The sequence below is a fragment of the Pelagimonas sp. genome (genome assembly GCF_058892305.1).
The window spans coordinates 59,615-85,912 of record NZ_JBZXVN010000017.1 but is presented as its reverse complement, the minus strand read 5'-3'; the positions used below and the strand labels follow the sequence as shown (position 1 = coordinate 85,912).

Below are 26,298 nucleotides of genomic sequence, written 5' to 3'. Positions count from 1 at the left end.
CTCCTTAGGATTTCTGGAACATGGCAAGCATGCGCCGTGTCACGAGGAAGCCACCAAAGATGTTGATCCCTGCAAAGAAGATCGAAATCGCGGCCAGCAGAACCACCAAGAACCCGCCGCCCGATCCGATTTGCATCAGAGCGCCAAGAATGATGATCGAGGAAATGGCATTGGTCACAGCCATCAGCGGAGTGTGAAGCGAATGCGCAACGTTCCAGATGACCTGGAACCCGACAAACACCGCCAGAACAAACACGATAAAGTGTTGCATGAAGCTTGCCGGAGCAACAAGCCCGACACCAAGGATCACTGCTGCACCAACCGCCAACAGGGTGACCTGCTGTTTGGTTTGCGCTTTGAATTCAGCAACTTCTTGGGCTTTCTTCTCTTCTGGTGTCAGCTCAGGAACAACTTCCTTGGGCTTGGCCGCAATCGCCGCAACCTTGGGAGGAGGCGGTGGGAAGGTGATTTCACCCTGATGCGCAACAGTCGCGCCGCGGATGACGTCATCTTCCATGTCATGATTGATCTGGCCGTCTTTTTCAGGGGTCAGGTNNGTCATCATGTGACGGATGTTGGTCGCGTACAAAGTTGACGACTGGGCCGCCATGCGCGATGGGAAGTCGGTATAGCCGATAATGGTCACGCCATTTTCGGTGACGACTTTCTCGTCCATCACGGTGCCTTCGGCGTTGCCGCCTTTTTCGGCCGCAAGGTCAACGATAACCGAACCCGGCTTCATCGCTGCGATCATATCCGCCAACCAAAGCTTGGGCGCTTCGCGGTTGGGGATCAAGGCGGTGGTGATGACGATATCGACCTCTGGGGCCAATTCGCGGAACTTGGCAAGCTGCGCTTCGCGGAACTCGGGGCTTGAGACCGCAGCGTAACCGCCGGTGGCCGCGCCATCCTGCTGTTCTTCCTCAAAATCGAGATAGACAAACTCGGCACCCATCGATTCGACCTGCTCCGCCACTTCTGGGCGCACATCAAAGGCGTAGGTGATCGCACCAAGCGAGGTCGATGTCCCGATTGCGGCCAGACCCGCAACACCGGCACCAACAACCAAAACCTTGGCTGGGGGCACTTTGCCCGCCGCGGTGATCTGACCGGTAAAGAAACGGCCAAAATTGTTGCCTGCCTCGATCACGGCACGGTAGCCGGCGATGTTGGCCATGGACGACAGGGCGTCCATCTTTTGGGCGCGCGAAATACGCGGCACCATTTCCATGGCAATGACGTTTGCGCCCGATGCCTTGGCTTGTTCCAGACCGGCCTCATTGCCACCTGGATTAAAGAAGGTGATCAGCGTCTTGTCAGACGTCAGCCGACCCAGCTCTTCTTCGGTTGGTATGCGCACCTTGGCGATGATGTCGGCGGTTGTCCAAAGCGCGTCGGCGCCCTCGACAACTTCAACATCGGCAGCCGCGTAATCAGCATCCGCAAACCCGGCTTTCGCACCGGCCCCGGACTGGATCACGCAATCGTAACCAAGTTTCTGCAATTGACGCGCCGAATCCGGTGTCATCGCAACGCGATTCTCACCAGCTTCGACCTCTAACGGCGTCCCTATCTTCACGGTATTCCCCTTTATGCTCAGGTACTCCTACGCCCCTGATGAGGCGTTAATTCGCGTTTCGCCTTGACTAAAGGCACTGCAGCGACAGGCAGCGCGCGCTGTAAAGCACAAAGCGCGATAAAGTTAAAGCCACCGGCGCGTTTGTTGCGAATAGCGCGTAAATTCGGCAACAAACTTTCGTCGCAATCCGCTTTCTTCCGGCTCAATAAACCGCTTTTCCAAAACCCAGACAAAGATCGGAATCAGGGCCAGTGCCAAAACCGCATCCCAATAAAGGATAAACCCAGACAGTATCATGACATCGCCAAGATAAATCGGGTTGCGTGACCGCTTGAAGATGCCACTGCTCACCAAACGATCCGCACTTTTATGCGGAAAGATAGTGGTGCGATGGCGACGCATTTCGTGAATGGCCAAAGCCATCAAAATCACCCCGCCACCAATCAGGATACCGCCAAAAAAGTCAGCGACTCCGGGACCAAAGTCTAACCCAAGTGAAAAATAAGTCTTTTGCCACCACGCAAGCCCTAACGCCCCCGCCATCCAAACCGGCGGCATGTCCAACCACTTCATGCGATCCCCCAGTGTTTCTTCTTTCCCAAAGTATCCCAGAGTGAATTGACCGCAAGGTCAAGAGGGGCAGCGCCGCTACTCCCACTCCATCTCTTCAAACACGCGACCGGCGTTTTTGGTCGCCAATTCCTCAAACGTATCCATGTGCTTCCAACGGTCCTGATCAACGTAATAGGCTCCGGCAAGGTCTCCTCCTGCGTCAATATGCGCACCAATCTTTGCCCGCAAATCATGCAGGTAATCCGAGGTGCCCATGGTCACCATGGCCATATTGGTTGGGTGCCCATGTCCGGGGATCACATAAGTCGCCCCCAAATCGGTAAACGGCCCCTCAAATGTCTCCAACCAGCAACTTGTACAGGTCTCTGCAAAGATCGGCGGCATGCGCTCATGAAAGGCGATGTCACCGGCAATCACGATTTTCCACGCAGGAATCCAGACCTGAACGTCGCCGGGGTCATGTGCCGGGCCAAGGTGCAGCGCCTCGATGGTCAATCCGCCCATTTCGATGACGTATTTGTCATCAAAAGACAGATTCGCCGCAACAACCCGCGTCCCTTCGGCCTTGTCGCGATTATAGCGCTCCATCCCTTGCAGGATGAAATCTCCGTTTTCCTGAACCACATGGTTTGCATCCGCATGAGCCAGAATATCAACGCCAAGATCAGCCCAGTAGGCATTGCCGAGCATAGCATGCCCCTGCCCGTTCTCATTGATCACTAGTTTCACCGGCTGATCGGTCACAGCCTTGATTTCGTCGTGTAAGGCCGCCGCCAACCGCACACTGGCCCCACCATTGATCACAACAACACCGTCGCCGGTCACAATGAAGGACAAGTTGTTGTTATGGCCCGAATTCTCATAGGTCGGCGGCGCGGTCGCCCCAATCGCCGAATAAACCCCCGGTATCACTTCGACCGGTTTGTCATAAAGCTCGGACTGTGGGTATTTGTCGGCAATATCTTCGCTGGCCAAAGCTGTTGTCGCCAACAGAGTGAACGCCAAAACGCTACGGATCATGCGGGGTCTCCTCCTGAAATCGCAAACACATTCGCATACGTGAATTGGAAAGCCAAGCGTCGTTGCGTCACGGCCCTCGTGTTCCCTTGTCTCCTCCCAGATCACCGCTACGCTACCGCCAAACGGGAGGACATCATGCTTAACAAAAAACACGCGCTGGTCACCGGCGGCGGCAGTGGTATTGGGCTGGCCATTGCACAAACCTTGGCCGCCAATGGGGCAGAGGTCACAATCACAGGCCGCCGCGCCGAGGTTTTGCAGGCAGCGGCAGGCGACTCTATCCACCCGCTGGTGATGGATGTCTGCGATGAGGCCTCGGTAAGCGAGGGAATCGCCTCTGCGGTCGCTGCGCGCGGCCCAATCCAAATATGCGTGCCCAATGCAGGTATCGCCGAAGGTAAATCCATTTTGAAAACTGATCTGGAGTTTTGGCGCAATATGATGGCCACCAATCTTGATGGGGCCTTCCTCACCATTCGTGAAAGCCTGAAATCCATGACCCAAACCGATTGGGGCCGGGTCATCGCCGTGAGCTCGATCGCTGGCGTGCGCGGTCTCAAAGGTGCGCCCTGTTATAGTGCCACCAAACACGGGCTTCTTGGGTTGATCCGCTCACTCTCGGCCGATTACGCCACTAAACCTTATACGTTCAATGCGCTCTGCCCGGCCTATGTTGAAACTGAAATCATCACGCGCAACGTTTCCTCGATCATGGAGCGTACCGGCCTGCCCGAAGACAAAGCCCGCGCCCTCATGACCGACATGAATCCCCATGGCCGTCTGATCACAACGCAAGAGGTCGCCGATGCGGCGCTCTGGCTTTGTGGAGACAATAGTGGCTCTGTGAATGGTCAGGATATCCGCATTGCAGGCGGTGAAATCTAACGGCTAGGCGAAACCGAAACGGCACGTCTGAACACCAGCTCGAGGAAGACGGCTTGCCGGATGACGAGGGATCGTGGGTTTCCCATCGGGGCACCCCGTTTAACAACCATCTACAACCAATAGGATTAAACAGATAATCCTCGTCCAATCAGTTTGGCCAGTTGCACAAGATTTGCGTCAAGCTGATCAAAGGGCGGTTTTTTGATACCATCAAGGGCCGATACGATCACCCGCGCCACATCGCGGGCCTCCCCCTCAAAATGCACCACCCCAGCGGCGGATTGCGCTTCAAGCCAATCGGCAAAACTTTGTTCCAGCTGCGCCATACCCTCGGCGACATCCTCAGCCGATACCGCATGTCCCAGCGCCAACAACTCTTCACCATGCGGGGCGCTCAGCATCTCTTCCATTCCGTCTAGCTTGGCTCGAAATGCCCATTCCAACACCTGGTCAGGGCTGCCGGGTTCGGCCAAAGCCGCCTTAACCTTGGCCACCGCATCGCTGAAATAACCGCGCACAAGGCTACAGGCCACATCATCTTTGTTGCGGAAATATTGATACAGTGCCGGGCGTGACATTCCGGCCGCGCGCGCTAGATCCTCCATTGAGGTCTTGCGATACCCATACTGAGAAAAGGTTTGAAGCGCCGCCGTTAGGATGGCTTGAATTTTCGCTGGGTCTTTACCTGCATCATCTTTCATAAGACCATTCTGACAAAAATAACAGTTTTTGTCAAACATGCAATTGACACCCTGACACATTTCGCGCATTTTGTCAGGAACGAACGGAAAGAGGAGTTTTCCATGGCCAAGTCGATTACCGTCAACGGGCAGACCCATCAGGTCGATCTGCCAGACGATGTTCCCCTCCTTTGGGTTCTGCGCGATGAGCTGAACATGACCGGCACCAAATTTGGCTGCGGCGTGGCGGCCTGTGGGGCCTGTACGGTTCATATTAATGGCGAAGCTGTGCGGTCTTGCCAGATGCCGCTCTCTGATGTCGAAGGTGAGATCACCACAATCGAAGGTCTTGGCACCCCGGATATGATGCACAAGTTGCAACAGGCCTGGGTCGATCATCAGGTCGCCCAATGCGGCTACTGCCAGTCTGGCCAAATCATGCAGGCCGCGGCCCTTTTGGACACGACACCAAACCCCAGCGATGATGAGATAGACGAGGCCATGGCCGGAAACCTCTGCCGTTGTGGCACCTACCCCCGCATTCGCGCCGCCATCAAAGACGCCGCCGGGTTGGAGGGATAAGACATGGCTAGCATTGGAAAAATCGCCCGTCGTACGTTCTTGTTTGGCTCGCTCGCCATTGTTGGCGGTGTCGCCGTTGGCGCGTGGTATGTGAACAAACCTGCTCCAAACCCGCTCAAACCCGGCCCGGATGAGGCCGCGCTTAACCCATTTGTTTTGATCAACGCCGATGGCATCACTCTGATCGCACCACGCGCCGAAATGGGCCAAGGCACCCATACAACTTGGGCCGCCCTGCTTGCCGAAGAACTCGATGTGACTTTGGATCAAGTCACCGTTTTACACGGTGAACCCGCACAGGCCTATTACAACAGCGCCTTGATGGGCGAAGGGCTAAACACCAAAGGCTATGATGACAGTTCGTTCCAACACGCACTGGCCGGGGCCGTCGGCAAGGTTGGCAAAGTGCTCAGCCTTCAGGTCACTGGTGGGTCAACCGCCATGCGCGACGGCTATGAGCGGATGCGCGTGGCCGGAGCTGCTGCCCGCGAAATGCTCAAGGAAGCAGCAGCGCAACAGCTTGGCGTCAAAGCCAAAGAGCTGAAAACCGAAAACGGCACCATCATCGCCCCCGATGGCACCACCCTGCCCTACACGGATGTGGCCATGGCCGCCGCCGAGATTGACCCGCCCAAGGTCAAACTGCGCCCGCAATCTGACTGGAAAATCCTCGGCACATCTATTCCGCGCATCGACATTCCTGGCAAATCCACCGGCACCGCGCAATTTGGCATCGATACCCGCCTTCCGGGGATGAAATTCGCCTCGGTGCGCATGTCGCCCAAACGCGGTGGTATGAAAAGCTTTGACGCCCGCGATGCCAAGGCGATGCCCGGCGTCGAAAAAGTCGTTGATATGGGCGACGGCGTTGCAGTTATCGCCAATAACACTTGGTTGGCGATGCAAGCGCTCGACGCGATTGAGGTCGACTGGGACGATGCACCCTATGACGCCACAACCGACGCCATTTTCGCCAAGATCGAGGCCGGGTTTGACCTTGAACCAAACTCGACCCTGCGCGACGATGGCAAAGCCGATGCTTTGCCCGAGGGTGCAACCGAGGTCACAGCCGAATACCGCGTGCCGTTCCTCAGCCATGCCACGATGGAGCCGCAAAACGCCACAGCCTGGATTGATGGGCGCAAATTGCGCGTCTGGTCTGGCAATCAGGCCCCCGGTTTTACCCAAAGCGCATGCGCCGAAGAGGCCGGGCTTGATGTCGACGATGTGATTGTAGAAACCACCCTGATGGGCGGCGGTTTTGGACGGCGCGGCGAGCTCGACTTTTCGGTTCTCGCGACCCGCGTTGCCAAATCCGTTCCCGGTACGCCGGTTCAGGTCACATGGTCTCGCGAAGAGGACATGACCCATGACTTCTATCGCCCCGGTGCCATTGCGCGTATGACGGGCGGTGTCAAAGACGGCACGGCGGTCTTGCTTGATGCGCGTGTGTCGGCCCCTTCGGTGACCAAACAGGCGATGAACCGTTGGCTTGGCTTCACCCCCGGTGGCCCCGATCGCGCCATCACCGACAGCCTGTTCAACCAACCCTATGGCATCGAAAACTACCGGGTGCGTGGCTATCAGGCCGACACCAATCCGCCGATGGGCTTTTGGCGGTCTGTCGGAGCGAGCTTTAACGGTTTCTTCTCCGAAAGCTTTGTCGATGAAATGGCGCTGGCGGCCGGTGTTGATCCGCTTGAATTCCGTCTCAAACTAACGCGGGATGAATGGGAACCAGCCTACAACGTCTTGCAGGCGGTCAAAGAGATGTCGGGCTGGACCGGGGAAACACCTGAGGGTGTCGGGCGCGGCGTGGCGATGGTCTATAGCTTTGGCTCACCCGCTGCGATTGTCATCGAGGTCAAGGATCAGGACGGCGACATTCGAATGACTGACGCTTGGATCGCCGTTGATCCCGGCGTTGCGCTTGATCCATCCATCATCGAAGCCCAGCTTTCTGGAGGCATGGCCTATGGTCTATCCGCCGCTATTGGCGAGGAAATCACATGGGCCGATGGTGAGGTCGAACAGCTCAACTTCCCAGACTATGAGCCGCTGCGCATTCAGCAAATGCCACGGGTCAGTGTTCGCATATTGGAAACACAAGAACACATTGGCGGGATCGGCGAAGTCGGCACTCCGCCCGCCGCTCCGGCGCTGGCCAATGCCATTTTTGACCTGACTGGAACCCGTGCCCGGAGCCTGCCGCTGAACAAGGAATTCAGCTTCTTCGTGTAAGATACACCTTTCAATACAAGGAATTGCCCGAGCTTTATCGCTCGGGCTTTTTCATATCTGACCCAAAATATTTGTGTCCAACCTATCTAAAACTTTCCCCTGATTTGCCTCAATTGGCCCACATCGCCGCCACGCCGCAACTGTATCCCTTTTGGAAACGGACCCGAAAACCGGGCCACGAGCAGTGAATTAGGTAGGAGCGAGACGATGCCAAACGGTTATCTCGTCACATTGGGAAACGGGGTTCTGGATCCGGGCGACACAATAAGTGGCAGCCTGATCACCTTCACCACCTCAAGCAACCTTGGCAACGGCCAATGGGAATGGTCCGGCACCTATGGCGGATCCACCTATACCAACACGCTTGAACCGGGCACCTACTACCTTGCCACAGATGGCAACACCTATTTTGTCCCCGCCTATGGCCCCGTTGATACGCTGACCTCATCCACTGTTGTCACCTCCCCGGCTGATGGCATTGTGTCGGGCACCTCGGGCGCGGATCTGATCGACCCGGATTTCACCGATAGCCAAGGCGAAAGCCCCGAAGACGTGTCCACCGGTGATGACATTCGCGCCGGTGATGGCAATGACACGGTGATGGCCGGCAACGGCAATGACACCGTCGACGGTGAAGCGGGCGATGACCTCATTTATGGCGACTACGGCACCTTTACCCCGGATAACATCGCACAAACCCTGAACTGGACCGATCAGGGTGGCAATGGCACCGATGTCTCGGCGGGCTTTACCCAAGACACCGGCGATATTGATGTGACGCTTGGCTTTACCAATGACGGCGACAACGCACCGCTGTTTCAGGTCGATACCGATGATTTTCAATATAACGCTGGTGGGTTTGCGGGCCGCTCGTCGCTTTACCTTTACGGCAACGGTGACGGCGACACCTCGACGACAAACATCTCGTTTGGGGCCAGTTCCGGGGCCTCCGTAGAAGACGAAGTCGAAAACGTCGCCTTTCGGATCAATGACATCGACAGTTTCGCCGGCAACCACACCGATGTGGTCACGGTCAACGCCTATGACGCCGATGGCAATGCGGTCGCGGTAACCTTTACGCCTGCCGGTGGCGATACGGTTGTTGGCAATACCATCACGTCGGATGCCGCCTTGAACAATCCCAATGACGCGGATGGCTCGGTTCTGATCGAGATCGCCGGGCCGGTGGCCGAGATCGAAATCACATATGGCAATGGCCAAAGTGGCACACAGGCCATCTGGCTCACCGACATGCAGTTCGAAGCGGTCCAGATTGCCAATGGCAACGATTCCCTTATCGGCGGAAGCGGCGACGACACCATTTATGGCGAAGCGGGCAACGATACGCTTGATGGCGGTGCGGATGATGACGTTTTGGATGGCGGCATCGGGGCCGATAGCATTCTAGGCGGGGCCGGTGACGACACGATCTTTGCCAGCCAAGGCGACACCATCAACGCCGGGGATGGCGACGATGTCATCACCCTTGTTGATCTCGCCGAAAGCGGTTCGGGTGACATCTTTATCGAAGGTCTCACCACCTTTGAAGGGACCGGCGATGTTCTTGACCTAAACGGCGTTGCCGATCGCGGCACCTTGAATATCACGTCGAACGTGGCGGGCGAGATGTCCGGTACGGTTCAGATGTATGATGGGTCGGTGGTGAACTTCACCAATATCGACGACATCATTTGCTTTACCCCCGGCACGCGCATTCTGACCGCGACCGGGTACCGCGCCATCGAAACACTGAAACTCGGCGATATGATTGTGACGCGCGACAATGGTCTTCAACCCCTGCGCTGGACCGGGTCGCGCACCGTGTTGGCCCGTGGGAAAACCGCGCCCTACCGCATTGATCCCTCGCTCTTTGGTGGGGATCGCCCGCTCATGGTATCGCCCCAGCACCGCATGTTGCTCGAAGGCTATCAGGCCGAGTTGATGTTTGGCGTTGACGAGGTTTTTGCCACGGCGCGCCATCTGGAAAACGGTCATGAGGTCCGTCAGGTCGAAGGTGATCTGGTCACCTATATCCACCTTATGTTGGATCAACATGAGGTCATCTACGCCGAGGGCATGGCAACCGAGAGCTTCTTTGTCGGGGCCGAAGCACTCAAGGCGCTGCACCCGCATGCCCGTGACGATCTATTCGACAACTTCCCTCATCTGCGCGATGATCCGACAAGCTTTGGCCCGACCGCCCGCCTATGCCTCAAGAAATACGAAGCCCAAGCATGGGTCACGCAAATGACGGCACAACCAATGGCTTTGGCCGCCTAAGGTTACGCAGATTTGCGGACCGGATTGCGCCGTGCATCGGCATAGGATCGCACCGCATCGCCAAAGGCAGTGAAAAGCGGGCGTGACACCGGGTCATTGGCCGCATCCCATTCCGGGTGCCATTGCACCGACATCGTGAACCCCGGCGCATCCTTGATATGGATCGCTTCGGGGGTACCATCATCTGCAAGACCTTCGACAATCACCCGCGCACCGGGGCGTTTTATCCCCTGCCCGTGCAAGGTGTTGGTCATCACTTCGGTCGCGCCAAAGAGATCTTGGAAGAGCCCCCCCTCTTTGAGGTGCACCATGTGGCGAATTTCGAACTTTTCCTCAAGCGTGCCATCAGGCGGCATGCGGTGATTATTCCGTCCGGGCAAATCACGGATTTCAGGGTACAACGACCCACCCATCGCGACGTTGACCTCTTGAAAGCCACGGCAAATGCCAAAGAACGGCTGACCGCGATCCACACAGGCCCGAACCAAAGGTAAGGTGATCGCATCCCGCGCCCGGTCCATGTCTCCATGGGCGTCGCTATATTCCTCGCCGTATTCTTCGGGATGCACATTGGGCCGCCCCCCGGTGAGCAAAAACCCGTCACAGGTTTCCAAAAGCTCTTCGACCGACACAAACCGTGGATCGGCCGGGATAAGCAAAGGCATACAGCCCGACACCGTTGAAATCGCTTCTGAATTCATCGTGCCGCCCGCATGGGCTGGATACTGGTCATTCAACAGATAGGAATTACTGATGATACCAACTATGGGCCGAGGCATTTTAATCTCCTGCTTGTTTCACTCAGGTTTATACCACTCCGGGCGTTGTCGAAAGGTTTTCGAACGGTTCTAAGCGTGCGCAGCCGCACAACGCCCATGTCACTTTCACGACAACGCGCGCAAAAGCTTGGATTTCAACTGAGCCCAAGCGGCATTGGTCATACGTTTTGGGCTTAATTCACAACGGATTAAGGCCGCCAGCTGAGATTCCGACAATCGCGCCACCCGCGCAATGGACCGGTCCCAATCGGCAACGCCATAACGAGCGATTTTTCGGTTTGCCCAAAAACCAAACAAATATTGCAGCAAAAACCGTTTTTGCCAGCGTTTTTGGTAATTGCGAAGCGGTCGGTCCGAATTCTGATCCGCGCAATCGCAAAGCCGCTGCCCCAAATCACGCCCCATTTCGATGGCAAGCCGAATGCCTTCGCCCACCGTTGGCGTTGCGACATTGGCGCTATCGCCAACTCGGATCACCCGCCCAAAAACCAAGCGCCGGTCATAGGGTTCAGACGGGATCACCCCGGCGTTCACCTGAATACGCGCGCCGAGCTTCAAGCCGTATCCTTGCAGAAACTCGGGTGTCAGAAGGGGTTCGATAATGCCACGCGGCGACAGATCAGTATCGGGATGGATAACCCCAACACCGATGCGCAAATGATTGTTGGGGGCCGGAAAAATCCAGCCATAGCCCTGCAACACCGGGTTTCCGACAAAAAGGACCGCGCGGTTTCTAGGGGCCTCAATGATCTCGTATTCATATTCAATCCCAACGCCACGACGTTCGGCCGGTTTGCCAAGCCCCAAGGACGCCAAAACCGCGCGAGGCGTGCCAGAGGCATCGACCACATAGCGAGACCGATATTGAATATCACCCTGCCCCTTGATGCGGACATCCGAGAGGTAGTGCCCCCCTTGTTTGACGGTGCTGAGGAACTTGGCCCCGGTATAAACCTTGGCTCCCGCCTCATGCGCCAAATCGGCCAGCCATTGGTACAGACCGGTGATATCCAACACTGCCATTTTATGGTGATGCATGTGGTGAAAGCTGCGCTGGTGATCGGATCGGATGTCGATCTCATCTATGGTTTGAAAAAACCGCTCGGGCACGCCAAGCGCTTGCAAATCACGCACCCACGACCCGCCAGAGGTCCGCACCGGCTTGCCAATTTCATTGTCCTGATGAACAACAACACAGCTGAGATGCCCCGGCAATTGCGCAGCACAGGCAAGCCCGGCCGGGCCGCCACCAACAATCAACACATCGACATCAATCGGATCTCTCAAAGGGCGCATCCTAAAATGAGGGTCAAACGCAGCGCGTTACCCTAGAGAAACGCCCTTGCGACCGGCCAAATCGGTGAAATACTGCCATGCCACCCGGCCAGACCGGGCCCCGCGCGTCGCTTGCCATTCGATGGCTTCAGCATGCAGGGTTTCGTCCGATATTTCAACATCATAGGCCGTGCAATAGCCTCGGATCATCGCCAGGTATTCGTCCTGGCTACAGGGATGAAAGCCGAGCCAGAGACCAAAACGATCAGAAAGCGACACCTTTTCCTCAACCGCCTCAGAGGGGTTGATGGCCGATCCGCGTTCGTTTTCGATCATGTCGCGCGGCATCAGATGACGGCGGTTCGAGGTCGCGTAAAGCACCACATTGTCCGGCCGTCCGGCGACGCCCCCGTCCAAAACCGCCTTGAGGCTTTTGTAATGCTGATCGTCATGGCTAAAGCTCAGGTCATCGCAGAACAGCACAAACCGATAGGGCGCGTCGCGCAGAATATCCATCAGGCGAGACACCGTCGGGAGATCTTCGCGCTGTAGTTCTACCAGCTTCAGATCAAGGCCTTGCGCACAAACAGCGGCGTGTACCGCTTTGACAAGGCTCGATTTCCCCATACCACGCGCGCCCCACAAAAGGGCATTGTTGGCGGGTAATCCACGGGCAAATTGCAACGTATTGGCCAGCAAAGTATCGCGTGAGCGATCCACCCCAAGCAACAACGACAAATCAACCCGAGAGACTTTGCTCACCGGCTCTAGCCGTTCCGGGCCGGTATGCCAAACAAATGCCTCGGCACTAAAATCAGGGGCCGCCAGCGGCGCAGGAGACATACGCTCCAACGCCGCGGCGATGCGTTCCATCGGGTCGGTCAAGTGATCCATCACTTGCTATCACCCTTTTCGTCGTCATCTTCGTCGAACTCTTTGAACAAGGGGTCTTCACCCTCTTCGTCGTCTTCGAACCACAATCCTTGCGCCCGCAAATCCGCTTCGCGACGTTTTTCGACCATACGGACAAGGAAGATCGACAGCTCATAAAGGCCATAGACCACAGAAAACAGGATAAGCTGGGTCACAACATCGGGCGGTGTGACCAGAGCGGCCAATAGAAGAATCCCGACAGCCGCATACTTGCGAACCCCGCCAAGACCTTCTGCTGAAACCAAGCCCGCCTTGCCCATCAGGGTCAGCAAAACCGGCAATTGAAAGCACAAGCCAAAAGCCATTATGAATTTCAGCGTGATATCAAGGCTTTCGTTCACCTTGCCAAAAAATGTAATTTGGATGCCACCGTCGGTTTCCGGCACAACAGCTGCCGCTTCCGGCAAGTCCTGAACCGCTCCGGCCAAGAGATTGGCAAAGATTGAACTGACATCTGCAAAGCCAAGGAAGAACGCCATAGCCAGAGGGGTCACAACAAAATGGGCAAAGCTTGCGCCCAATAGGAACATCACCGGCGAGGCCAAGATGAACGGCAAAAACGCATTCTTTTCAGTCTTGTAAAGACCGGGGGCCACAAAGCGCCAAAGCTGATGCGCGATCACCGGAAAGGCAAGCGCAAAGCCAAACACCATGGAAATGCGAAACAGCGTGAACAGGTATTCCTGTGGGCTGGTGTATTGCAACGTCGGAGACGGATCGCCCAACTCGCGCAGGGTTTCTTCGATTGGCGCAAGCAAGAATTGTAAGATCGGTTCCGCCACAACAAAGGCCAAAATGATCCCGACCAAAAACGCCCCAACAGAGCGGATCAAACGTGTGCGCAGTTCTGCGAGATGTTCGATCAACGGCGCGGCGCTGTCTTCGATCTCTTCTTCGGTGGCGCTCATGCGTCTCCTCCGTCGCCGCCGCCGTCGGCGGGGCCATCCGTGTCACGGGTCATCATCGCCGCTTCAAGTTCCTTGGCCTTTTTTGAGGCCTCTTCGGCCTCGCGGGCCTTGCGTTCCGCCGCGACCTTGGCCGCGTTGGCCTCGATCTTTCTGCGGGCATCTTCGCGTTCGGCGGCCAGTTTTCCGGTTTCGCTATTGGGGTCGAGGTTGGTTACCGAGCTGGTCAAATCTTTGGCCGCGTCTTTGACCCCGTCCATGGCGGTGCCCACCGGGTTGGTCGCTGCCTTAAAGGCTTTTTGAGCGTCCTTGACCCCACTTGCATCCGCCGCGTCATTCATGGCGCTGCTGAACTCGCGGGCCATGCCACGCGCTTTGCCTACAAACTGACCTGCTTTTTTAAACAGAACCGGCAGATCCTTGGGGCCCACGACGATCAACGCCACAACCCCCACGACCAGCATCTCGGGGAACCCGATATCGAACATGGCTACGCCCCGCTGCTTCAGACTTTGTCTTTTTCTTCCGCAGGCGTCACATCGACCGCCTCATCTGCGGCTTGGTCTTCGATCTCTTGTTTGCCGTCATCCACGCCCTTTTTGAACGCGGTGATACCTTTGCCCACTTCGCCCATCAGCGACGAGATTTTGCCGCGGCCAAACAGAACCAGAACCACGACGGCGATCAGCAGAAGGCCAGGAAGGCCGATATTGTTGAGCATGACTTTCTCCTTGTCACGGGCGGGCAGCTTGATTGGTCCACCCGGATAAATTCTACATGACGTATCTAATGCCTCTGATCCCCATCGAAAAGCGCCAAAGCGACGCGTTGCGCTTTGACTTTTGTCATGAGAGTGTCAGTTGTCAGGATTTTGTCAGGAGCGAGTGAGACAATGCGGCGATCAGATCGGCTTTATGCGCTGATGCAGCGGTTGCGCGATGGGCAATTGCACACGGCAGAGGCGATGGCGCAGGACCTCAAGGTGTCGGTGCGCACCATTTACCGCGATATGGAGACCTTGGCAGAATCAGGTGTGCCCGTCGAAGGCACGCGTGGGTACGGCTATACGGTTCGCGCCGCGGTGACGCTCCCGCCTTTGAACCTGACCGAAGATGAGTTGGAGGCCCTGCATTTGGCACTTGCCGCGCTTGGGGCCTCTGGGCTTGATGACATCAGCGCCGCGGCGCGTAGCCTGTCGGGCAAAATCGACGCGGTTCTTCCCGAGGGCTCGGGCCCGGCCCCTGCGCCCTTTGGCTTTGCCACCGATGCCTTTGCCGAAGCCGCCCGCGGGTTTACGCATATGCCGGCGATCCGAAGTGCCATCCGGGCCCGGCAAAAACTGCGGATTTCCAGCGACGGACAAGACCACATTATTCGCCCGCTTCATATTGATTATTGGGGCCGGGTTTGGACCTGTGTTGCCTTTGATGAAACCAGCGGCGCGTTTTTGTCGCTTCGCATTGATCGCATCACCAGTTTGGCGGTTCTGCCCGGACTATTTGTTGATGAACCGGGCAAAACACTGGCGGATTGGCGCGCCCAGCAAGACCCGCGCCCCTAGAGTCAGACCCCTATTCCGCAACAAAAAAACTCCGAGACAGGGTGCCCCGGAGTTTTGTTTTTTAGTGTGCAAGAAACGCTTACAGAGAGGCGTTATAGATTTTGTCGATGTTGCTGCCCAATGCGGCGTTGAATTCGTCATCCGATTGCTGTTTGGACAGGCCCTCGGTCAAGGCACGGCTAAAAGAGGCGATCATCTTGGGCTGTTTGGCCAAACGGTCACAGGCAACTTCGGTCGAATAGCCACCCGACAGCGCCACAACACGCACAACGCGCGGGTGATCCGCCAAGCTATCGTAAAGACCATCGACATTCGGGATGGTCAGTTTAAGCATCACATTCTGGCCCTCGGCCAGCGTATCAAGCTGCGCGGCGATCTCGGCTTTCAGAATGTCTTCGGCCTCGGCTTTGGTGGGTGAGTTGATGTCGATCTCAGGTTCGATGATCGGCACGAGACCGGCGGCGACCACCTCTTTGCCAAGCTCAAATTGCTGGGCAACCACGGCTTTGATGCCCTCGGCGTTGGCTTCGTGGATCACCGACCGCTCTTTGGTGCCGAAAATGCCAAAGCCTTTGGCATCGGCCAATGTTTCAGACAGGCCCGGGATCGGTTTCATCAGCTGAACACCATTGGCCTTGTCTTCCAAACCCTTGTCGATTTTCAGGAACGGCACGATACCACGGTCTTCCCAAAGCAATTGCGCCGTTGGCTTTCCGTTGATTTCACCGCGCATGGTGCGTTCAAACAGGATCGCACCGATCACCTTGGCGCTGGTGAATTCCGTCGCCAAGACAATGCGCGATCGCATGGCGTGGATTTCATCAAACATCGCCTCGTCGCCGTCATACATGTCTGCCGTCACACCGTATAGGCCAAGGGCCTTTGGGGTGGAGCCGCCCGATTGGTCAAGCGCTGCAATAAAGCCCTTGCCGGAGGCCATCTGTTCGGATTGCTTCTCAAATGACATGTCTGATCCTCGCTGGAAAACGTCTTTGCGCCTTCCTTAAACGAGCCGTGCCGCGCTTGGTAGAGCCGTTACAAAGGTTTAGCGCTAACGATTTGGTATACCAATTTTTTCGCGCTTCGAATTAATTGAACAGGCTATCTCTGACTGACTTTTAACCAAATTCCGTCACGCGCACGCACGGTCAAATGCGCCTCGGGGACCGGGTCGCGCCCCTCTACCCGCTCAACCTTGAGATCACGCAGCAAGAGCGACAGCAAAAGCACCCCTTCGACCATGGCAAAGCCCGCCCCCGTACACACACGCGGCCCGGCAGAAAACGGCATATAGGCGTCGCGGCCACAGGTCTTGGCCTCTTCCCCCTGCCATCGCTCGGGCTTAAAGGCATCCGGGTCGGACCAAATGCGCTCATGACGATGCAAATGCCATGGGCTTAGGACAATTTGCGATCCCCTCGGCACATTACGGTCGCGAAACCGCTCCGGACAGGTCGTTTCCCGCACCATCATCGGCACCGGTGGATAGAGCCGCAGCGTTTCGCGAAACACATCGCGACACAGGCGCAATTTCGACATCTCGGAAAAGGCCCCGGTCAATTGTGCGTCCTGCGCTTCTTTGGCGACTTTATCCTGCCACTCCGGATACATCGCCATCAGATAGAGGCCCCAGCCCAGGGCGCTGGCACTGGTTTCGTGACCCGCCAAAAAGAAGATCGCCACCTGATCCACCATCTCCTCGGCCGAAAATGTCTCACCTGTTTCAGGGTCTTGGGTTGTCATGATCTTGGTGGCCAGATCATCGGGCGCGGTGCCGTCCTTGATTGCTTGCATGCGTTGATCGGTGAGCTGGCCAATGAGATCACGAATGCGTTTTGCCGAGGCTTTGGTATCCTTGCGGAAAAACCGCGGCATCCAACGTGGCATCGGCAAAAAGGCCGCGAGGTTCAAGATCGGTTGGCTGCGTTGATAGGCACGAAATTCGTGGAACACCGCGCTGGCGATGTCATCCTCGATTGGGATGGAAAACAGGGTGCGAAAGATCACATCCGCCGCCGCGTGGCTGGCAAGTTCCTCGACTTCGACAACCGATCCCACCTGTGCGGCCAGCCGCGTTTGTGCCGCCAAACTCGCGGCCCACATAGCCGGGAAGGTATCGCGCAACCGCCCACCTTCAAACGCCGGATCAATGATGCGACGTTGGCGTTTCCATGTCTCGCCATTGGTCAAAAACACCGAATTGCCAAGCAACGGCCGCAAGCCTTCGGAGATCCGGCCGGATTTTGGGAAATCCATCGGGCGTTCCTTGAGAACGGTTTTGAGCAGCTCAGGTTGGTTGACCAGATATGATCGGAAGAACGGCGTTTTGAACTCGGCCATCCAAGCGCGGTATAGCTTGGCCGGTTGCGCCGACAAGATGTCTTGGCGAAACAGCTTGGTGTATTGGCGCAGCGACACCCGCCCCTTTCGGGCTTTGGGTTTGGGGGGCAAGGGCGCGGTCATGGTTTTGTGCTCGTGAATTTTGAAACCGCGTGATCAATGCGGCTTGCCGATGGGGGTCTTTTTGCATAGCGGTCCGCGAGAAATTCCGGCCCGGCGGTGATTTGGAAATAATCGTAATCAAGCGGGCGGTCAAAGGCGCAGAGATATTGAAAATGCAGACGGAAAAACCGCCAGCGTAGCTCTTTCCAGCGCTCCGGGCTGAGGGATTTGGTAAACTGGGCGGAAAACACCAGCGGCCAACGTTTGGTATCGGGGGCAACGCCGGACACCGAGACCGGATCGCAAAGCGCAAAGGCACAGCCATCCCCCGGCGCGGTCACATCTACCCAAGTTAGCTCATCCCGCGCACTGAGATATTGCAGATCGGCCCGCAACCGCCAAGCATCGCGCAGGAAGGACACCATCGGCACCACCTGCCCTAGGCTTAAGAAGGCCAATTGGGGGCCATTGGCTGGCACCTGCCCTTTGCGGATCAGACCGGCGAGAATGGACACCGCCAGATGCGCGCCGGAACTATGACCAACCACCAGAACTTCGTCGACATCACTGTGCAAAGCCTCGGCAATGATCTGTTCGAACTCGGCCAAACGCCCTTCGAGTTCAGGCGGGTTGGCCCCGCGGTAGCGCGCCGAATAGGCGTAGTCATGCATCAAGTAATAGATGTAAAACTTGCCATCGCGCGCCTTGAACCAGCGCAGAACCAGCCATGCGCCAATTGGTGTCACACCGAAAAACGCCAACGCGCCCAACAAGGCCCCATCTTCGGGGCCGGTCATCTGATTGACGCCCCATTCAACGGTGCTTCCGGCGGTAAAACCCACGATCGCACCGATCAGAACCGACAAAATCAGCTGTAAAATCAACGCCCCAATTGGGTATAGGGCCGCAATCACCGGCCCCTTGCGCAGGCGCATCAAACGCCAAAGCGCGCCGGTGGCGATATATTCCCAAGACGTGCGCAGCATCTGCCAGTAGGTCGCCGGGATTGAATTTGACATGCTGTCGCGCACAATATCGGACCAAACCAACACCTCGACATCGGCCTGAACCGGTTGGGCGTCGATAGTGGCGTCAACATGCCAACCATAGGCCCCGCCGCCGGTCTTGGGGCTAATCCCGATGTCATAGCCCGACACCTGTGCCTGCGCGGCGCTCTCTTTGCGGTAAAGCTCGCGGTAGCGGCGCGGATGGATCGGGTCGTAGCCGGGAATGTAAAACACCCGCCGCCGTGTCACAGATTGATCTTGCATCTTGCCCATACGCATTCGCCTTGTCTTGGCGCTGACACTAGCGCGCCAATTCGGCAAGAGTAAGACCGCAATGGGGTTTACCTAAGGGTGAGCAAAGACCGGTGAGTTAGCCGACGGTCGCCAAAACCGGAAAGGTTTCAAGCAACCAAAAGGCCATGGCCGTAAAGGCCCCGGTGATCATCGCCACGCCAACGGCGATCAGCAAAAGGCCCATCGCCTTTTCGATCACACCCATGTGGCGTTTGATCTTGTTCATAACGCCCATGGCGCGGGTCAAGAACACAGCCGCCAAAAAGAACGGCACCCCAAGGCCAAGCGCATAAACGCCAAGCAGGATGGTGCCGCGTGCCACCGAAGCCTCGGACGCCGCCAAAGATAGGATCGTGCCAAGGATCGGCCCGATACACGGCGTCCAGCCAAAGGCAAAGGCAAGGCCCAGCACATAGGCCCCAAAGGCCGACCCACCGGTTTCGCCGGTGTCCATACGGGCTTCGCGATCAAGGAAGCCGATCCGGAACACGCCAAGGAAATGCAGGCCAAAGATGATGACAACTGCGCCGGCGACCTTGGCCAGGATATCTTGGTTATAAAGGAAGAACGACCCGAGCCAAGAGGCTGTGAATCCGAGGAAAATAAAGACCGTCGACAGACCCAGAACAAAGAACAGCGCCGCAATAATAAGGCGTGATCGGCTGCGCCCTTCGGTCATGTCCCCCATGCTCATCCCCGACATATAAGCGAGGTATGGCGGCACAATAGGCAGCACACAGGGGCTGAGAAATGAGACAATTCCAGCCAGCAGCGCCACGAACATGGCGGGCAAAAGCGATGCGTCTATGAGGTCGATTCCAAACATAGACCCGACATAGGCCATCGCGCGCTTGGCGTCACCTGCACAAGCGGTCACATCCTCGTGGACCTCTGTGTCAGATCGGTCTATCTGGGGGATATGACCCATGAATTAGACGCCATCGGGCTACTTTGCCCCCTGCCCGTTCTCAAAGCCCGCAAGCGGATGCAAGCTCTGGCCGTTGGTGAGACCCTTGTCGTCCATACTGACGACCCCGCCGCCGTGATCGACATGCCGCATTATTGCTATGAAAGCGGTCATGAGCTGGTGGATCAGGCCCAGAATGGCGACGTGATGGTTTGGACGCTTCGCAAAGCTTAAGGAATACACTCACTGGTTCAGGTTCATCGCTGAACAACGGCGTTTCTTCTAGGTGATCGTCGCCGGGCATGTTTAAGCTGTAGTCATTTGATTACGAACATGTACTGGAGTTCTTGAGTGAGATTGGAAATTCTCGACGGCGTCCGGGGTCATTTATTGATTATGATGATGCTGGCACATCTCTCTTGGCAGCCAAGCATGGGGTATTTAGGTATTATCCACCATGCCAAAATTATCGGTTTATTCGATGCCGAGTTTCTGGTGTTCCTGTCCGGTTTGCTGATTGGCATGTTAACAGTAGACAGGTATATTGGCGCTCAGCGCTTGAACAACTTTATCGTAAAACGGCTAGTAAAGGTCTATTTTTATTACCTTTTGTCAGCTATCCCATTTCTCCTCCTCGTCCTGATCAGCGCACCAGATTTTTCAACCTTTATAAAAGACGGGCTACGGGCAGCAGTTGAAATTTTGGCGGTTCAAAACGGAGGCGGTTACTCTGACATCCTTCCGATTTACCTATATTGCTTTGTCTTTTTGCTCATAATTTCAGCCACCTTCACACGATTTAGAACGGTTGCAGTTTTGATCGCATCATTCGTCATCTATATTCTAAGTCTACCAGATTTTTCTTACGGATTCTTTTCCCTCAGCGGAAAATTCATGGCATTTGATGTTGCTGCGTGGCAATTTCTTTTCGCGATAGCATTCGCGTTTGGCACACAATACAAAAAAATAATTCACTCAATAAACTCCTTAAAACCTTCCATCTTTTTGTTTCTAGTAGCTGTCACAGGAATTCTAGTTCTTGTTCAGCGCGGCTGGCTGGAATACCAGGTCTTGTTCACCGTCCCCCAGACTATCCCAGACAACTGGCCACGCATGCAACTGCATCCCACACACGTTGTTCGAATTCTTATTGTTTGCGCCTTTTTCTCTCTTATTCTCATTCGAAAACACCGGGCAACTTCGGTCCTCACCAGGCCAATTGAGTGGTACCTGCATTTACCAATTTTGCGATATACAGGCATTTATTCTATTCAGATGTTTGTAGTCCACGTCTATTTGTTGGCAATATTTCAATATGTGGACCAAGATTTAACGCAAACTGGTAAAACTCTACTTGCCCTATTTCTCCTTTGTATATTTTTTGCCCTTCCGCACGGCCTGTTTTATTGGAAACAGGGAAATCGCACTGTATTTCCAACTCGTTTAGCCCCCGCTCGAAAAAAAAATGACAAAAGCGGTTTGTGACATATGCACGTCAGAAAACAACCACCGCAGCCATCGGATCTGGAGAATAGGTACCTTTCGTGAATGTGCCCAAACGGGTGACAATCCGTTTAGAAAGCCGGAAGTCAATCTTCCCTACATGTTTGATACGAAAAAACGCTGCCGGAGTATCCCGGCAGCGTCGCTTTTCTCGCTCAAACCTGTTTGCCCTAATGGCGCAACAGCGCGTTGTTTATCGCCCCAACGACCACCAGCCGCGCCGTTTTGGCTTGGCCTCTTGTGTGGTGTCCTCGGCCTGTGCCACAGGAGCCTGATTAGGTTCCGCTTCAACGGCGGCCTCCAGGGGGGCTTCGGACGGCGCATCGGCAAACGGGGCACCGACGTCAGTGGCCTCTTGCGCCTCAGGCTCTGGTGCCATCCCAACCGACGCAATCACATCAGACGCCTTGCGCCGTGTACGTCGACGTTTGGGCTTGGTGTCTGCTTCGGGTTCATCCGCCGCAGGAGCCTGTGGCGCAGGCTTTGCAGCTTTGGTTTCAGGGGCCACAACCGCTTTGTTCTCTTCTACCAGAGCTTCGGTTGTTGTCTCAGCTGTCTCAGCAATCGCCTCTACTGGGGCTTCAGCGTCCGCAGCTGTCTCAGCAGGCGCAGCGATCTCGCCACCGTCACCAGATTTGGCCTCGGCATCCGAAGGGCTCTCATCAGCTTTGGCTTCAACCGTTTCGGTCGACTTTTTGCGTGACCGCGACCGACGCGTACGGCGCTTCTTGGGCTTTTCGTCCCCCTCTGCACCTTCAACAGGGGCCGCTTCGCCATCCGCCTTTGCGTCACTATCGTCCTGCGTCTCGGCCTCGGGTTTCGCATCTGACGGCGTCTCGGCCTCTGATCCTTCAACACCCTCTTCGCGCGACTTCGACGACTTGCGACGGCGACGACGACGGCGCTTCTTTGGCTGGCCGTCTTCACCGGTTTCGGTGGCCTCGGGCTTTTCGGTCCGCTCAATCACCTCGGCATCTTCAATCGCGTCGGCTTCGGCCTCTTCGTCGATCATATCCATGAGCGACGTGTCAACAGACACAACCGGCGCAGTGGCCACGGGCACAACCCGTGTGGCGACCTTGAATTTCTCCATCGAGAAATCAGGCGCAACCAGATGCGGATCACCTTCGATACGCACCGACATGCCATAGCGCGTTTCGATCTGAGCGATGTGTTCGCGTTTCTGGTTCATCAGGTAGTTGGCAATCGAGACCGGGCATTTCACCAGAACCTCGCGCGAGCGACGGCGCACGCCCTCTTCTTCGATCTGACGCAGCACCTGAAGCGCCATGTTGTCGTCGGACCGGATCAAACCGGTGCCGTGACAGGCGGGGCACGGCTGGGTCGTTGCCTCAATCATGCCAGGGCGCAAGCGCTGACGCGACATTTCCATCAGGCCAAAGCCGGAAATCCGGCCGACCTGAATACGGGCACGATCGGTTTTCAGCTTATCTTTGATACGCTTTTCGACCGCGGCGTTGTTCTTACGCTCGTCCATATCGATAAAGTCGATGACGATCAGACCGGCAAGGTCGCGCAGGCGCAGCTGGCGTGCCACTTCTTCGGCGGCCTCCAGGTTGGTCTTGGTCGCGGTATCCTCGATGCTGCCTTCTTTGGTGGCACGGCCCGAGTTCACGTCGATGGCAACAAGCGCTTCGGTCACGCCGATCACGATGTAACCGCCGGACTTGAGTTGAACCGTCGGGTTGAACATCCCGCCCAGATAGCTTTCGACTTGATAGCGCGCGAATAACGGCATCGCTTCGGTGTAGTTTTTCACGTTTTTGGCGTGGGACGGCATGATCATTTTCATGAAGTCCTTGGCGATGCGATAACCGCGTTCGCCCTCAACAAACACCTCGTCAATCTCACGATTATACAGGTCGCGGATCGAGCGTTTGATCAGATCGCCTTCTTCATAGATTTTAGCCGGTGCGGTCGATTTCAGCGTTAGCTCGCGGATTTGTTCCCACAGGCGTTGCAAGTATTCGTAATCGCGTTTGATCTCGGTTTTGGTGCGTTTGGCACCAGCCGTGCGAATGATAAGGCCCGCGCCCTTGGGCACGTCAATCTCATTGGCAATGGATTTCAGCTTGGAACGGTCCGCCGCATTGGTGATCTTGCGGCTGATGCCACCACCCCGCGCGGTGTTGGGCATCAAGACACAGTAGCGACCCGCCAGCGACAGATATGTCGTCAGGGCTGCGCCCTTGTTTCCGCGTTCTTCTTTGACAACCTGCACCAGTAAAATCTGGCGCACTTTGATCACTTCTTGGATCTTGTAGCGACGTGGACGCGGTTTGCGACGCGGGCGAATTTCTTCTTCCGTGTCATCATCAGCAACCGATTCAATCGACGCGTCTCGATCCGACGCGTTGGCTTTGGCCTTGGGCTTGTCGTCCTCATCGCCTGTCGCAGCGGCTGCATCGGGCGTTTCGGCGGCGTCTTTTCCCTCGTCCTCGGCCTTTGCGTCAGTCTTTGGCGCAACAGCGGCATCGGCGGCTTGTTCGGACACCTCTGGTTCGGCTGGCTTTTCTACCGCATCCTCGACAGGTGTGTCCTCAAAAGGAGTGTCAGCGACCTTTGTTTGTTCCTCAGTATCGGGCGTTTGTTCCGCCTCAACTTGTGGGGCGTCTGTGCTTTCGGCCTCTGGTGCGACGTCTGCGTCAACCGCAACGTCGTCGGTCTGAGCCTCAGCTTCCGCAGGCGCAACACCTTCTGCTTCAACAGCCGCCGGGGCGTCTTCAACAGGATCGGCTACCACGTCCGGAGCTGCCTCTGCAGCTTCTTCCGTGTCTGCCACCGATTCAGGACTCGTTTCCACCACAGGCTCGTCGGCCGCCGGAGTGTCATTCACCTCCGATGGATCGGCGCTGACGATCACTGGCTTATCGTCAGAATCCGCCGCAATGGGGCGTTTGGGTGTTTCTGCCTCGTCAGAAGTTTCTTCCTCTGCAGGCTGATCCGCGGCGGCCGCAACTGTGTCATCACCGGCTGCGCCCTCAGCCACGGCCTCTTGTGCCGGCTCTTCGGCAACCGGAGCTTCGGCTTCGGCAACAACAGGTGTTTCCGTAACTTCTTCAACTGCCACGGCTTCTGGTTCAGCTTCTTCCGCAGGCGCGGCCTCGGCAATCTCTTCAGGCTCGACACCTTCAACGGAATCGATTGGCTCGGCCACAGGGACCTCATGAACCGTTTCCATCGGAGACAGGCCCTCGCCCGGTTCCCCGGCTTCGGTGTCATCCCCATCATCAAGGTCAATGGTTTCCATGCCGCTGATTTCGCGCGGCGCATCGGTCGCTTTTGGTGCGGTGGATTCCGCAGCAGAGGTGTCAGCCTCAGAGACAGGTACGGAGACCTGATCGTCCTTAGCCTCACTCGGGGCATCGCCCGATTTGGTGTCCGTTGATTTGGGCTTGCGGCGTGACCGCGAGCGCGAGCGCTTGGGCTTTTCGCGTTCTTCATCCTCTTCCGCCGCCGCAGCGGCCAAAGCGGCCTCTTCTTCCATCAAAGCCTGACGATCCGCGACAGGTATCTGGTAATAATCGGGGTGAATTTCCGAAAACGCCAGGAAACCATGCCGGTTTCCACCATAATCCACAAAGGCCGCTTGCAGCGAGGGTTCAACCCGCGTGACCTTTGCCAGATAAATATTGCCAGCTAGCTGGCGCTTGTTTTCTGATTCAAAATCGAATTCCTCGACCTTGTTTCCGTCCACCACCACAACGCGGGTCTCTTCCGCGTGGGTGGCATCGATAAGCATTTTCTTAGCCATGTTTTCCGTGTGCACGCGGCCGATCCCCTGTTTGACAAGGAGTGTTCCGCCGGGGGTATCCCCGCGGTCACCCCTGGCGGTGCAGAGGTTCGGTAGGCGTGGCTTGTAAGGGCGAGCATAGGCGCGCGGGCATGGCGGTGCGATGTCGCCCCGTCTCGATGCCTCATATATGTCGCGCGCTTCATCGCGTTTCTTCTCCGACGCTCGGCCCTCCTGATACAGGAGGCGGCGCCCATTCAAGGCCCGTCGCTTTTGGCGGTCCGGGCACAGTACATCGGCCTTGCGGCCCAATCGGTCTGCCTTGGGGGTCAGCGACTTGCTGATCAGGGTCCAAAACAGCGAAACTCTTTGGCGGTGTACGTAGCACATGCGCCTAGCATGCAACATAAAGGTAGGTCTGTGGAAAAGACAATGGGCAAAATCACGCCATGGCAGGCTCAAACGCCGATTTGATCGCTCCTAGCGCGACTGGCTGCATAAAATCTTTTGCAAAAAGATTTGCAAATTCCATGCATGGAATTTTTCACCCAGCCAACATGGGCACCGCCTGCCACACCTGCTCCGCAAAAAACGCGCCAAAACGCCAAACGCACCTCCCGCCTCTCTGCACGAAAGCTCCAGAAACCAAGGGCATTGGCACTTAGGCAGAAACGCTGAAACCGCGAAATCCGTAGTCAACCCGAAGTGGAGATTGTCTACTCAAATAATGGCGAAATCCAATTAAAGATTGTGCCTCCATGTTACCAAGTTTGGTCCAACATCTGCGGGCCCACCGATCCGTGCAGATGCAGATCCGATTGAAATAGGCGGTTTGGCATGAAGCACAAATGGCAACCGCTTTTGAAGGTGGAGCGGGTCCCCGGAAACAATTTCCTGAGCTTTGTTCATCCAGCTTTCGACGGCCCGACATCCCCAAGGACCATACCCAGACTTGCCGGAACTTCGTTTGTATCTGAAACAAAGAAGGAATCCTGATTTGTCCCGAGATACTGCGCCTCCCCGTTCAATTTTCCATTCACCTTGAACTATTGCACGGTTTCTCGGATACCATAGATAGGCACCTCCGTTTTCTGACAT

General features: G+C 56.3%; 22 protein-coding genes and 1 pseudogene. 7 read left to right on the top strand and 16 right to left on the bottom strand.

The window, feature by feature from the left end; translation table 11 throughout:
- Nucleotides 1-4: 4 nt before the first annotated feature.
- The 4 genes and pseudogenes from AC5EFR_RS06910 to AC5EFR_RS06895 all read right to left on the bottom strand — a co-directional run.
- A pseudogene (locus AC5EFR_RS06910) lies at nt 5-555 on the bottom strand (proton-translocating transhydrogenase family protein); the annotation flags it as partial.
- 2 nt (nt 556-557) lie between these two features.
- Nucleotides 558-1,579 (bottom strand): Re/Si-specific NAD(P)(+) transhydrogenase subunit alpha (locus AC5EFR_RS06905; RefSeq protein WP_493575137.1); only part of this gene is annotated, 1,022 nt, incomplete at its 3' end.
- A 123-nt stretch (nt 1,580-1,702) separates the two neighbouring features.
- Nucleotides 1,703-2,152: a methyltransferase family protein gene (locus tag AC5EFR_RS06900; protein WP_493575136.1), complete on the bottom strand. Its 450-nt coding sequence runs from the start codon at nt 2,150-2,152 to the stop codon at nt 1,703-1,705.
- Between the two features lie 75 nt (nt 2,153-2,227).
- Complete coding sequence (locus AC5EFR_RS06895; RefSeq protein WP_493575135.1) at nt 2,228-3,172, bottom strand: MBL fold metallo-hydrolase; 945 nt, start codon at nt 3,170-3,172, stop codon at nt 2,228-2,230.
- 132 nt (nt 3,173-3,304) lie between these two features.
- On the opposite strand from AC5EFR_RS06895, the gene AC5EFR_RS06890 reads away from it, so the two are divergent.
- The gene (locus AC5EFR_RS06890; protein ID WP_493575290.1) at nt 3,305-4,057 is read left to right on the top strand and encodes an SDR family NAD(P)-dependent oxidoreductase; all 753 of its coding nucleotides are present in this window, start codon (nt 3,305-3,307) and stop codon (nt 4,055-4,057) included.
- Between the two features lie 125 nt (nt 4,058-4,182).
- Here the strand turns inward: AC5EFR_RS06890 and AC5EFR_RS06885 are convergent, their stop codons facing one another.
- Complete coding sequence (locus AC5EFR_RS06885; RefSeq protein ID WP_493575134.1) at nt 4,183-4,758, bottom strand: TetR/AcrR family transcriptional regulator; 576 nt, start codon at nt 4,756-4,758, stop codon at nt 4,183-4,185.
- 102 nt (nt 4,759-4,860) lie between these two features.
- On the opposite strand from AC5EFR_RS06885, the gene AC5EFR_RS06880 reads away from it, so the two are divergent.
- The 3 genes from AC5EFR_RS06880 (at nt 4,861) to AC5EFR_RS06870 (ending at nt 9,840) form a co-directional block, all read left to right on the top strand.
- A complete protein-coding gene (locus tag AC5EFR_RS06880; protein WP_493575133.1) occupies nt 4,861-5,319 on the top strand; it encodes a (2Fe-2S)-binding protein in 459 nt (152 codons plus the stop codon).
- Between the two features lie 3 nt (nt 5,320-5,322).
- Nucleotides 5,323-7,560, top strand: coding sequence for a xanthine dehydrogenase family protein molybdopterin-binding subunit (locus AC5EFR_RS06875; protein WP_493575132.1), 2,238 nt, complete (start codon nt 5,323-5,325; stop codon nt 7,558-7,560).
- A gap of 207 nt (nt 7,561-7,767) precedes the next feature.
- Nucleotides 7,768-9,840, top strand: a complete 2,073-nt coding sequence (locus tag AC5EFR_RS06870; protein ID WP_493575131.1) for a Hint domain-containing protein — start codon at nt 7,768-7,770, stop codon at nt 9,838-9,840.
- A gap of 2 nt (nt 9,841-9,842) precedes the next feature.
- Here the strand turns inward: AC5EFR_RS06870 and AC5EFR_RS06865 are convergent, their stop codons facing one another.
- The 6 genes from AC5EFR_RS06865 to AC5EFR_RS06840 form a co-directional block, all read right to left on the bottom strand.
- Nucleotides 9,843-10,619, bottom strand: coding sequence for a gamma-glutamyl-gamma-aminobutyrate hydrolase family protein (locus AC5EFR_RS06865; protein WP_493575130.1), 777 nt, complete (start codon nt 10,617-10,619; stop codon nt 9,843-9,845).
- Nucleotides 10,620-10,724: 105 nt separating this feature from the next.
- A complete protein-coding gene (locus AC5EFR_RS06860) occupies nt 10,725-11,906 on the bottom strand; it encodes an NAD(P)/FAD-dependent oxidoreductase (RefSeq protein ID WP_493575129.1) in 1,182 nt (393 codons plus the stop codon).
- Nucleotides 11,907-11,942: 36 nt separating this feature from the next.
- The gene (locus AC5EFR_RS06855) at nt 11,943-12,788 is read right to left on the bottom strand and encodes an ATP-binding protein (RefSeq protein WP_493575128.1); all 846 of its coding nucleotides are present in this window, start codon (nt 12,786-12,788) and stop codon (nt 11,943-11,945) included.
- Nucleotides 12,788-13,735, bottom strand: coding sequence for a twin-arginine translocase subunit TatC (gene tatC / locus AC5EFR_RS06850; protein ID WP_493575127.1), 948 nt, complete (start codon nt 13,733-13,735; stop codon nt 12,788-12,790). Before tatC ends, AC5EFR_RS06855 begins: the two co-directional genes overlap by 1 nt.
- Nucleotides 13,732-14,220 carry a Sec-independent protein translocase protein TatB gene (gene tatB, locus AC5EFR_RS06845; RefSeq protein ID WP_493575126.1) on the bottom strand — a complete coding sequence of 163 codons (489 nt, stop codon included), beginning with the start codon at nt 14,218-14,220 and terminating at the stop codon, nt 13,732-13,734. Before tatB ends, tatC begins: the two co-directional genes overlap by 4 nt.
- A gap of 17 nt (nt 14,221-14,237) precedes the next feature.
- On the bottom strand, nt 14,238-14,453 hold the full coding sequence (locus tag AC5EFR_RS06840; RefSeq protein ID WP_299928114.1) for a twin-arginine translocase TatA/TatE family subunit: 216 nt from the start codon (nt 14,451-14,453) through the stop codon (nt 14,238-14,240).
- A 171-nt stretch (nt 14,454-14,624) separates the two neighbouring features.
- Between AC5EFR_RS06840 and AC5EFR_RS06835 the strand changes: the two genes are divergently transcribed.
- On the top strand, nt 14,625-15,293 hold the full coding sequence (locus AC5EFR_RS06835) for a helix-turn-helix transcriptional regulator (protein WP_493575125.1): 669 nt from the start codon (nt 14,625-14,627) through the stop codon (nt 15,291-15,293).
- Nucleotides 15,294-15,372: 79 nt separating this feature from the next.
- Here the strand turns inward: AC5EFR_RS06835 and AC5EFR_RS06830 are convergent, their stop codons facing one another.
- The 4 genes from AC5EFR_RS06830 to AC5EFR_RS06815 form a co-directional block, all read right to left on the bottom strand.
- Nucleotides 15,373-16,260 (bottom strand): fructose bisphosphate aldolase, encoded by an 888-nt coding sequence (locus AC5EFR_RS06830; RefSeq protein WP_493575124.1) that lies wholly within the window; start codon nt 16,258-16,260, stop codon nt 15,373-15,375.
- 134 nt (nt 16,261-16,394) lie between these two features.
- The gene (locus tag AC5EFR_RS06825; protein ID WP_493575123.1) at nt 16,395-17,756 is read right to left on the bottom strand and encodes a cytochrome P450; all 1,362 of its coding nucleotides are present in this window, start codon (nt 17,754-17,756) and stop codon (nt 16,395-16,397) included.
- Complete coding sequence (locus AC5EFR_RS06820; protein ID WP_493575122.1) at nt 17,753-19,015, bottom strand: hypothetical protein; 1,263 nt, start codon at nt 19,013-19,015, stop codon at nt 17,753-17,755. Before AC5EFR_RS06820 ends, AC5EFR_RS06825 begins: the two co-directional genes overlap by 4 nt.
- Nucleotides 19,016-19,112: 97 nt before the next feature.
- The gene (locus AC5EFR_RS06815) at nt 19,113-19,862 is read right to left on the bottom strand and encodes a cytochrome c biogenesis CcdA family protein (protein WP_299933509.1); all 750 of its coding nucleotides are present in this window, start codon (nt 19,860-19,862) and stop codon (nt 19,113-19,115) included.
- A gap of 93 nt (nt 19,863-19,955) precedes the next feature.
- Here AC5EFR_RS06815 and AC5EFR_RS06810 point away from each other — a divergent pair, with 93 nt between their 5' ends.
- Together AC5EFR_RS06810 and opgC are read left to right on the top strand one after the other, a co-directional pair.
- Nucleotides 19,956-20,177, top strand: coding sequence for a sulfurtransferase TusA family protein (locus AC5EFR_RS06810; RefSeq protein ID WP_493575121.1), 222 nt, complete (start codon nt 19,956-19,958; stop codon nt 20,175-20,177).
- Nucleotides 20,178-20,300: 123 nt separating this feature from the next.
- Nucleotides 20,301-21,428, top strand: a complete 1,128-nt coding sequence (gene opgC, locus AC5EFR_RS06805) for an OpgC domain-containing protein (RefSeq protein WP_493575120.1) — start codon at nt 20,301-20,303, stop codon at nt 21,426-21,428.
- Nucleotides 21,429-21,639: 211 nt separating this feature from the next.
- Here opgC and AC5EFR_RS06800 read toward each other — a convergent pair whose 3' ends face one another.
- A complete protein-coding gene (locus AC5EFR_RS06800) occupies nt 21,640-25,221 on the bottom strand; it encodes an Rne/Rng family ribonuclease (RefSeq protein WP_493575119.1) in 3,582 nt (1,193 codons plus the stop codon).
- Between the last annotated feature and the right edge of the window lie 1,077 nt (nt 25,222-26,298).

Bases quoted from the DNA above. Each gene is read 5' to 3' on its own strand.
- AC5EFR_RS06880 (WP_493575133.1), top strand. From the start codon at position 4,861: ATGGCCAAGTCGATTACCGTCAACGGGCAGACCCATCAGGTCGATCTG.
- AC5EFR_RS06885 (WP_493575134.1), bottom strand. From the start codon at position 4,758: ATGAAAGATGATGCAGGTAAAGACCCAGCGAAAATTCAAGCCATCCTA.
- AC5EFR_RS06835 (WP_493575125.1), top strand. From the start codon at position 14,625: ATGCGGCGATCAGATCGGCTTTATGCGCTGATGCAGCGGTTGCGCGAT.
- AC5EFR_RS06900 (WP_493575136.1), bottom strand. From the start codon at position 2,152: ATGAAGTGGTTGGACATGCCGCCGGTTTGGATGGCGGGGGCGTTAGGG.
- AC5EFR_RS06810 (WP_493575121.1), top strand. From the start codon at position 19,956: ATGACCCATGAATTAGACGCCATCGGGCTACTTTGCCCCCTGCCCGTT.
- tatB (WP_493575126.1), bottom strand. From the start codon at position 14,220: ATGTTCGATATCGGGTTCCCCGAGATGCTGGTCGTGGGGGTTGTGGCG.
- AC5EFR_RS06870 (WP_493575131.1), top strand. From the start codon at position 7,768: ATGCCAAACGGTTATCTCGTCACATTGGGAAACGGGGTTCTGGATCCG.
- AC5EFR_RS06815 (WP_299933509.1), bottom strand. From the start codon at position 19,862: ATGTTTGGAATCGACCTCATAGACGCATCGCTTTTGCCCGCCATGTTC.
- AC5EFR_RS06830 (WP_493575124.1), bottom strand. From the start codon at position 16,260: ATGTCATTTGAGAAGCAATCCGAACAGATGGCCTCCGGCAAGGGCTTT.
- tatC (WP_493575127.1), bottom strand. From the start codon at position 13,735: ATGAGCGCCACCGAAGAAGAGATCGAAGACAGCGCCGCGCCGTTGATC.
- AC5EFR_RS06895 (WP_493575135.1), bottom strand. From the start codon at position 3,172: ATGATCCGTAGCGTTTTGGCGTTCACTCTGTTGGCGACAACAGCTTTG.
- AC5EFR_RS06840 (WP_299928114.1), bottom strand. From the start codon at position 14,453: ATGCTCAACAATATCGGCCTTCCTGGCCTTCTGCTGATCGCCGTCGTG.
- AC5EFR_RS06855 (WP_493575128.1), bottom strand. From the start codon at position 12,788: ATGGATCACTTGACCGACCCGATGGAACGCATCGCCGCGGCGTTGGAG.
- AC5EFR_RS06825 (WP_493575123.1), bottom strand. From the start codon at position 17,756: ATGACCGCGCCCTTGCCCCCCAAACCCAAAGCCCGAAAGGGGCGGGTG.
- AC5EFR_RS06875 (WP_493575132.1), top strand. From the start codon at position 5,323: ATGGCTAGCATTGGAAAAATCGCCCGTCGTACGTTCTTGTTTGGCTCG.
- AC5EFR_RS06865 (WP_493575130.1), bottom strand. From the start codon at position 10,619: ATGCCTCGGCCCATAGTTGGTATCATCAGTAATTCCTATCTGTTGAAT.
- AC5EFR_RS06800 (WP_493575119.1), bottom strand. From the start codon at position 25,221: ATGGCTAAGAAAATGCTTATCGATGCCACCCACGCGGAAGAGACCCGC.
- AC5EFR_RS06820 (WP_493575122.1), bottom strand. From the start codon at position 19,015: ATGGGCAAGATGCAAGATCAATCTGTGACACGGCGGCGGGTGTTTTAC.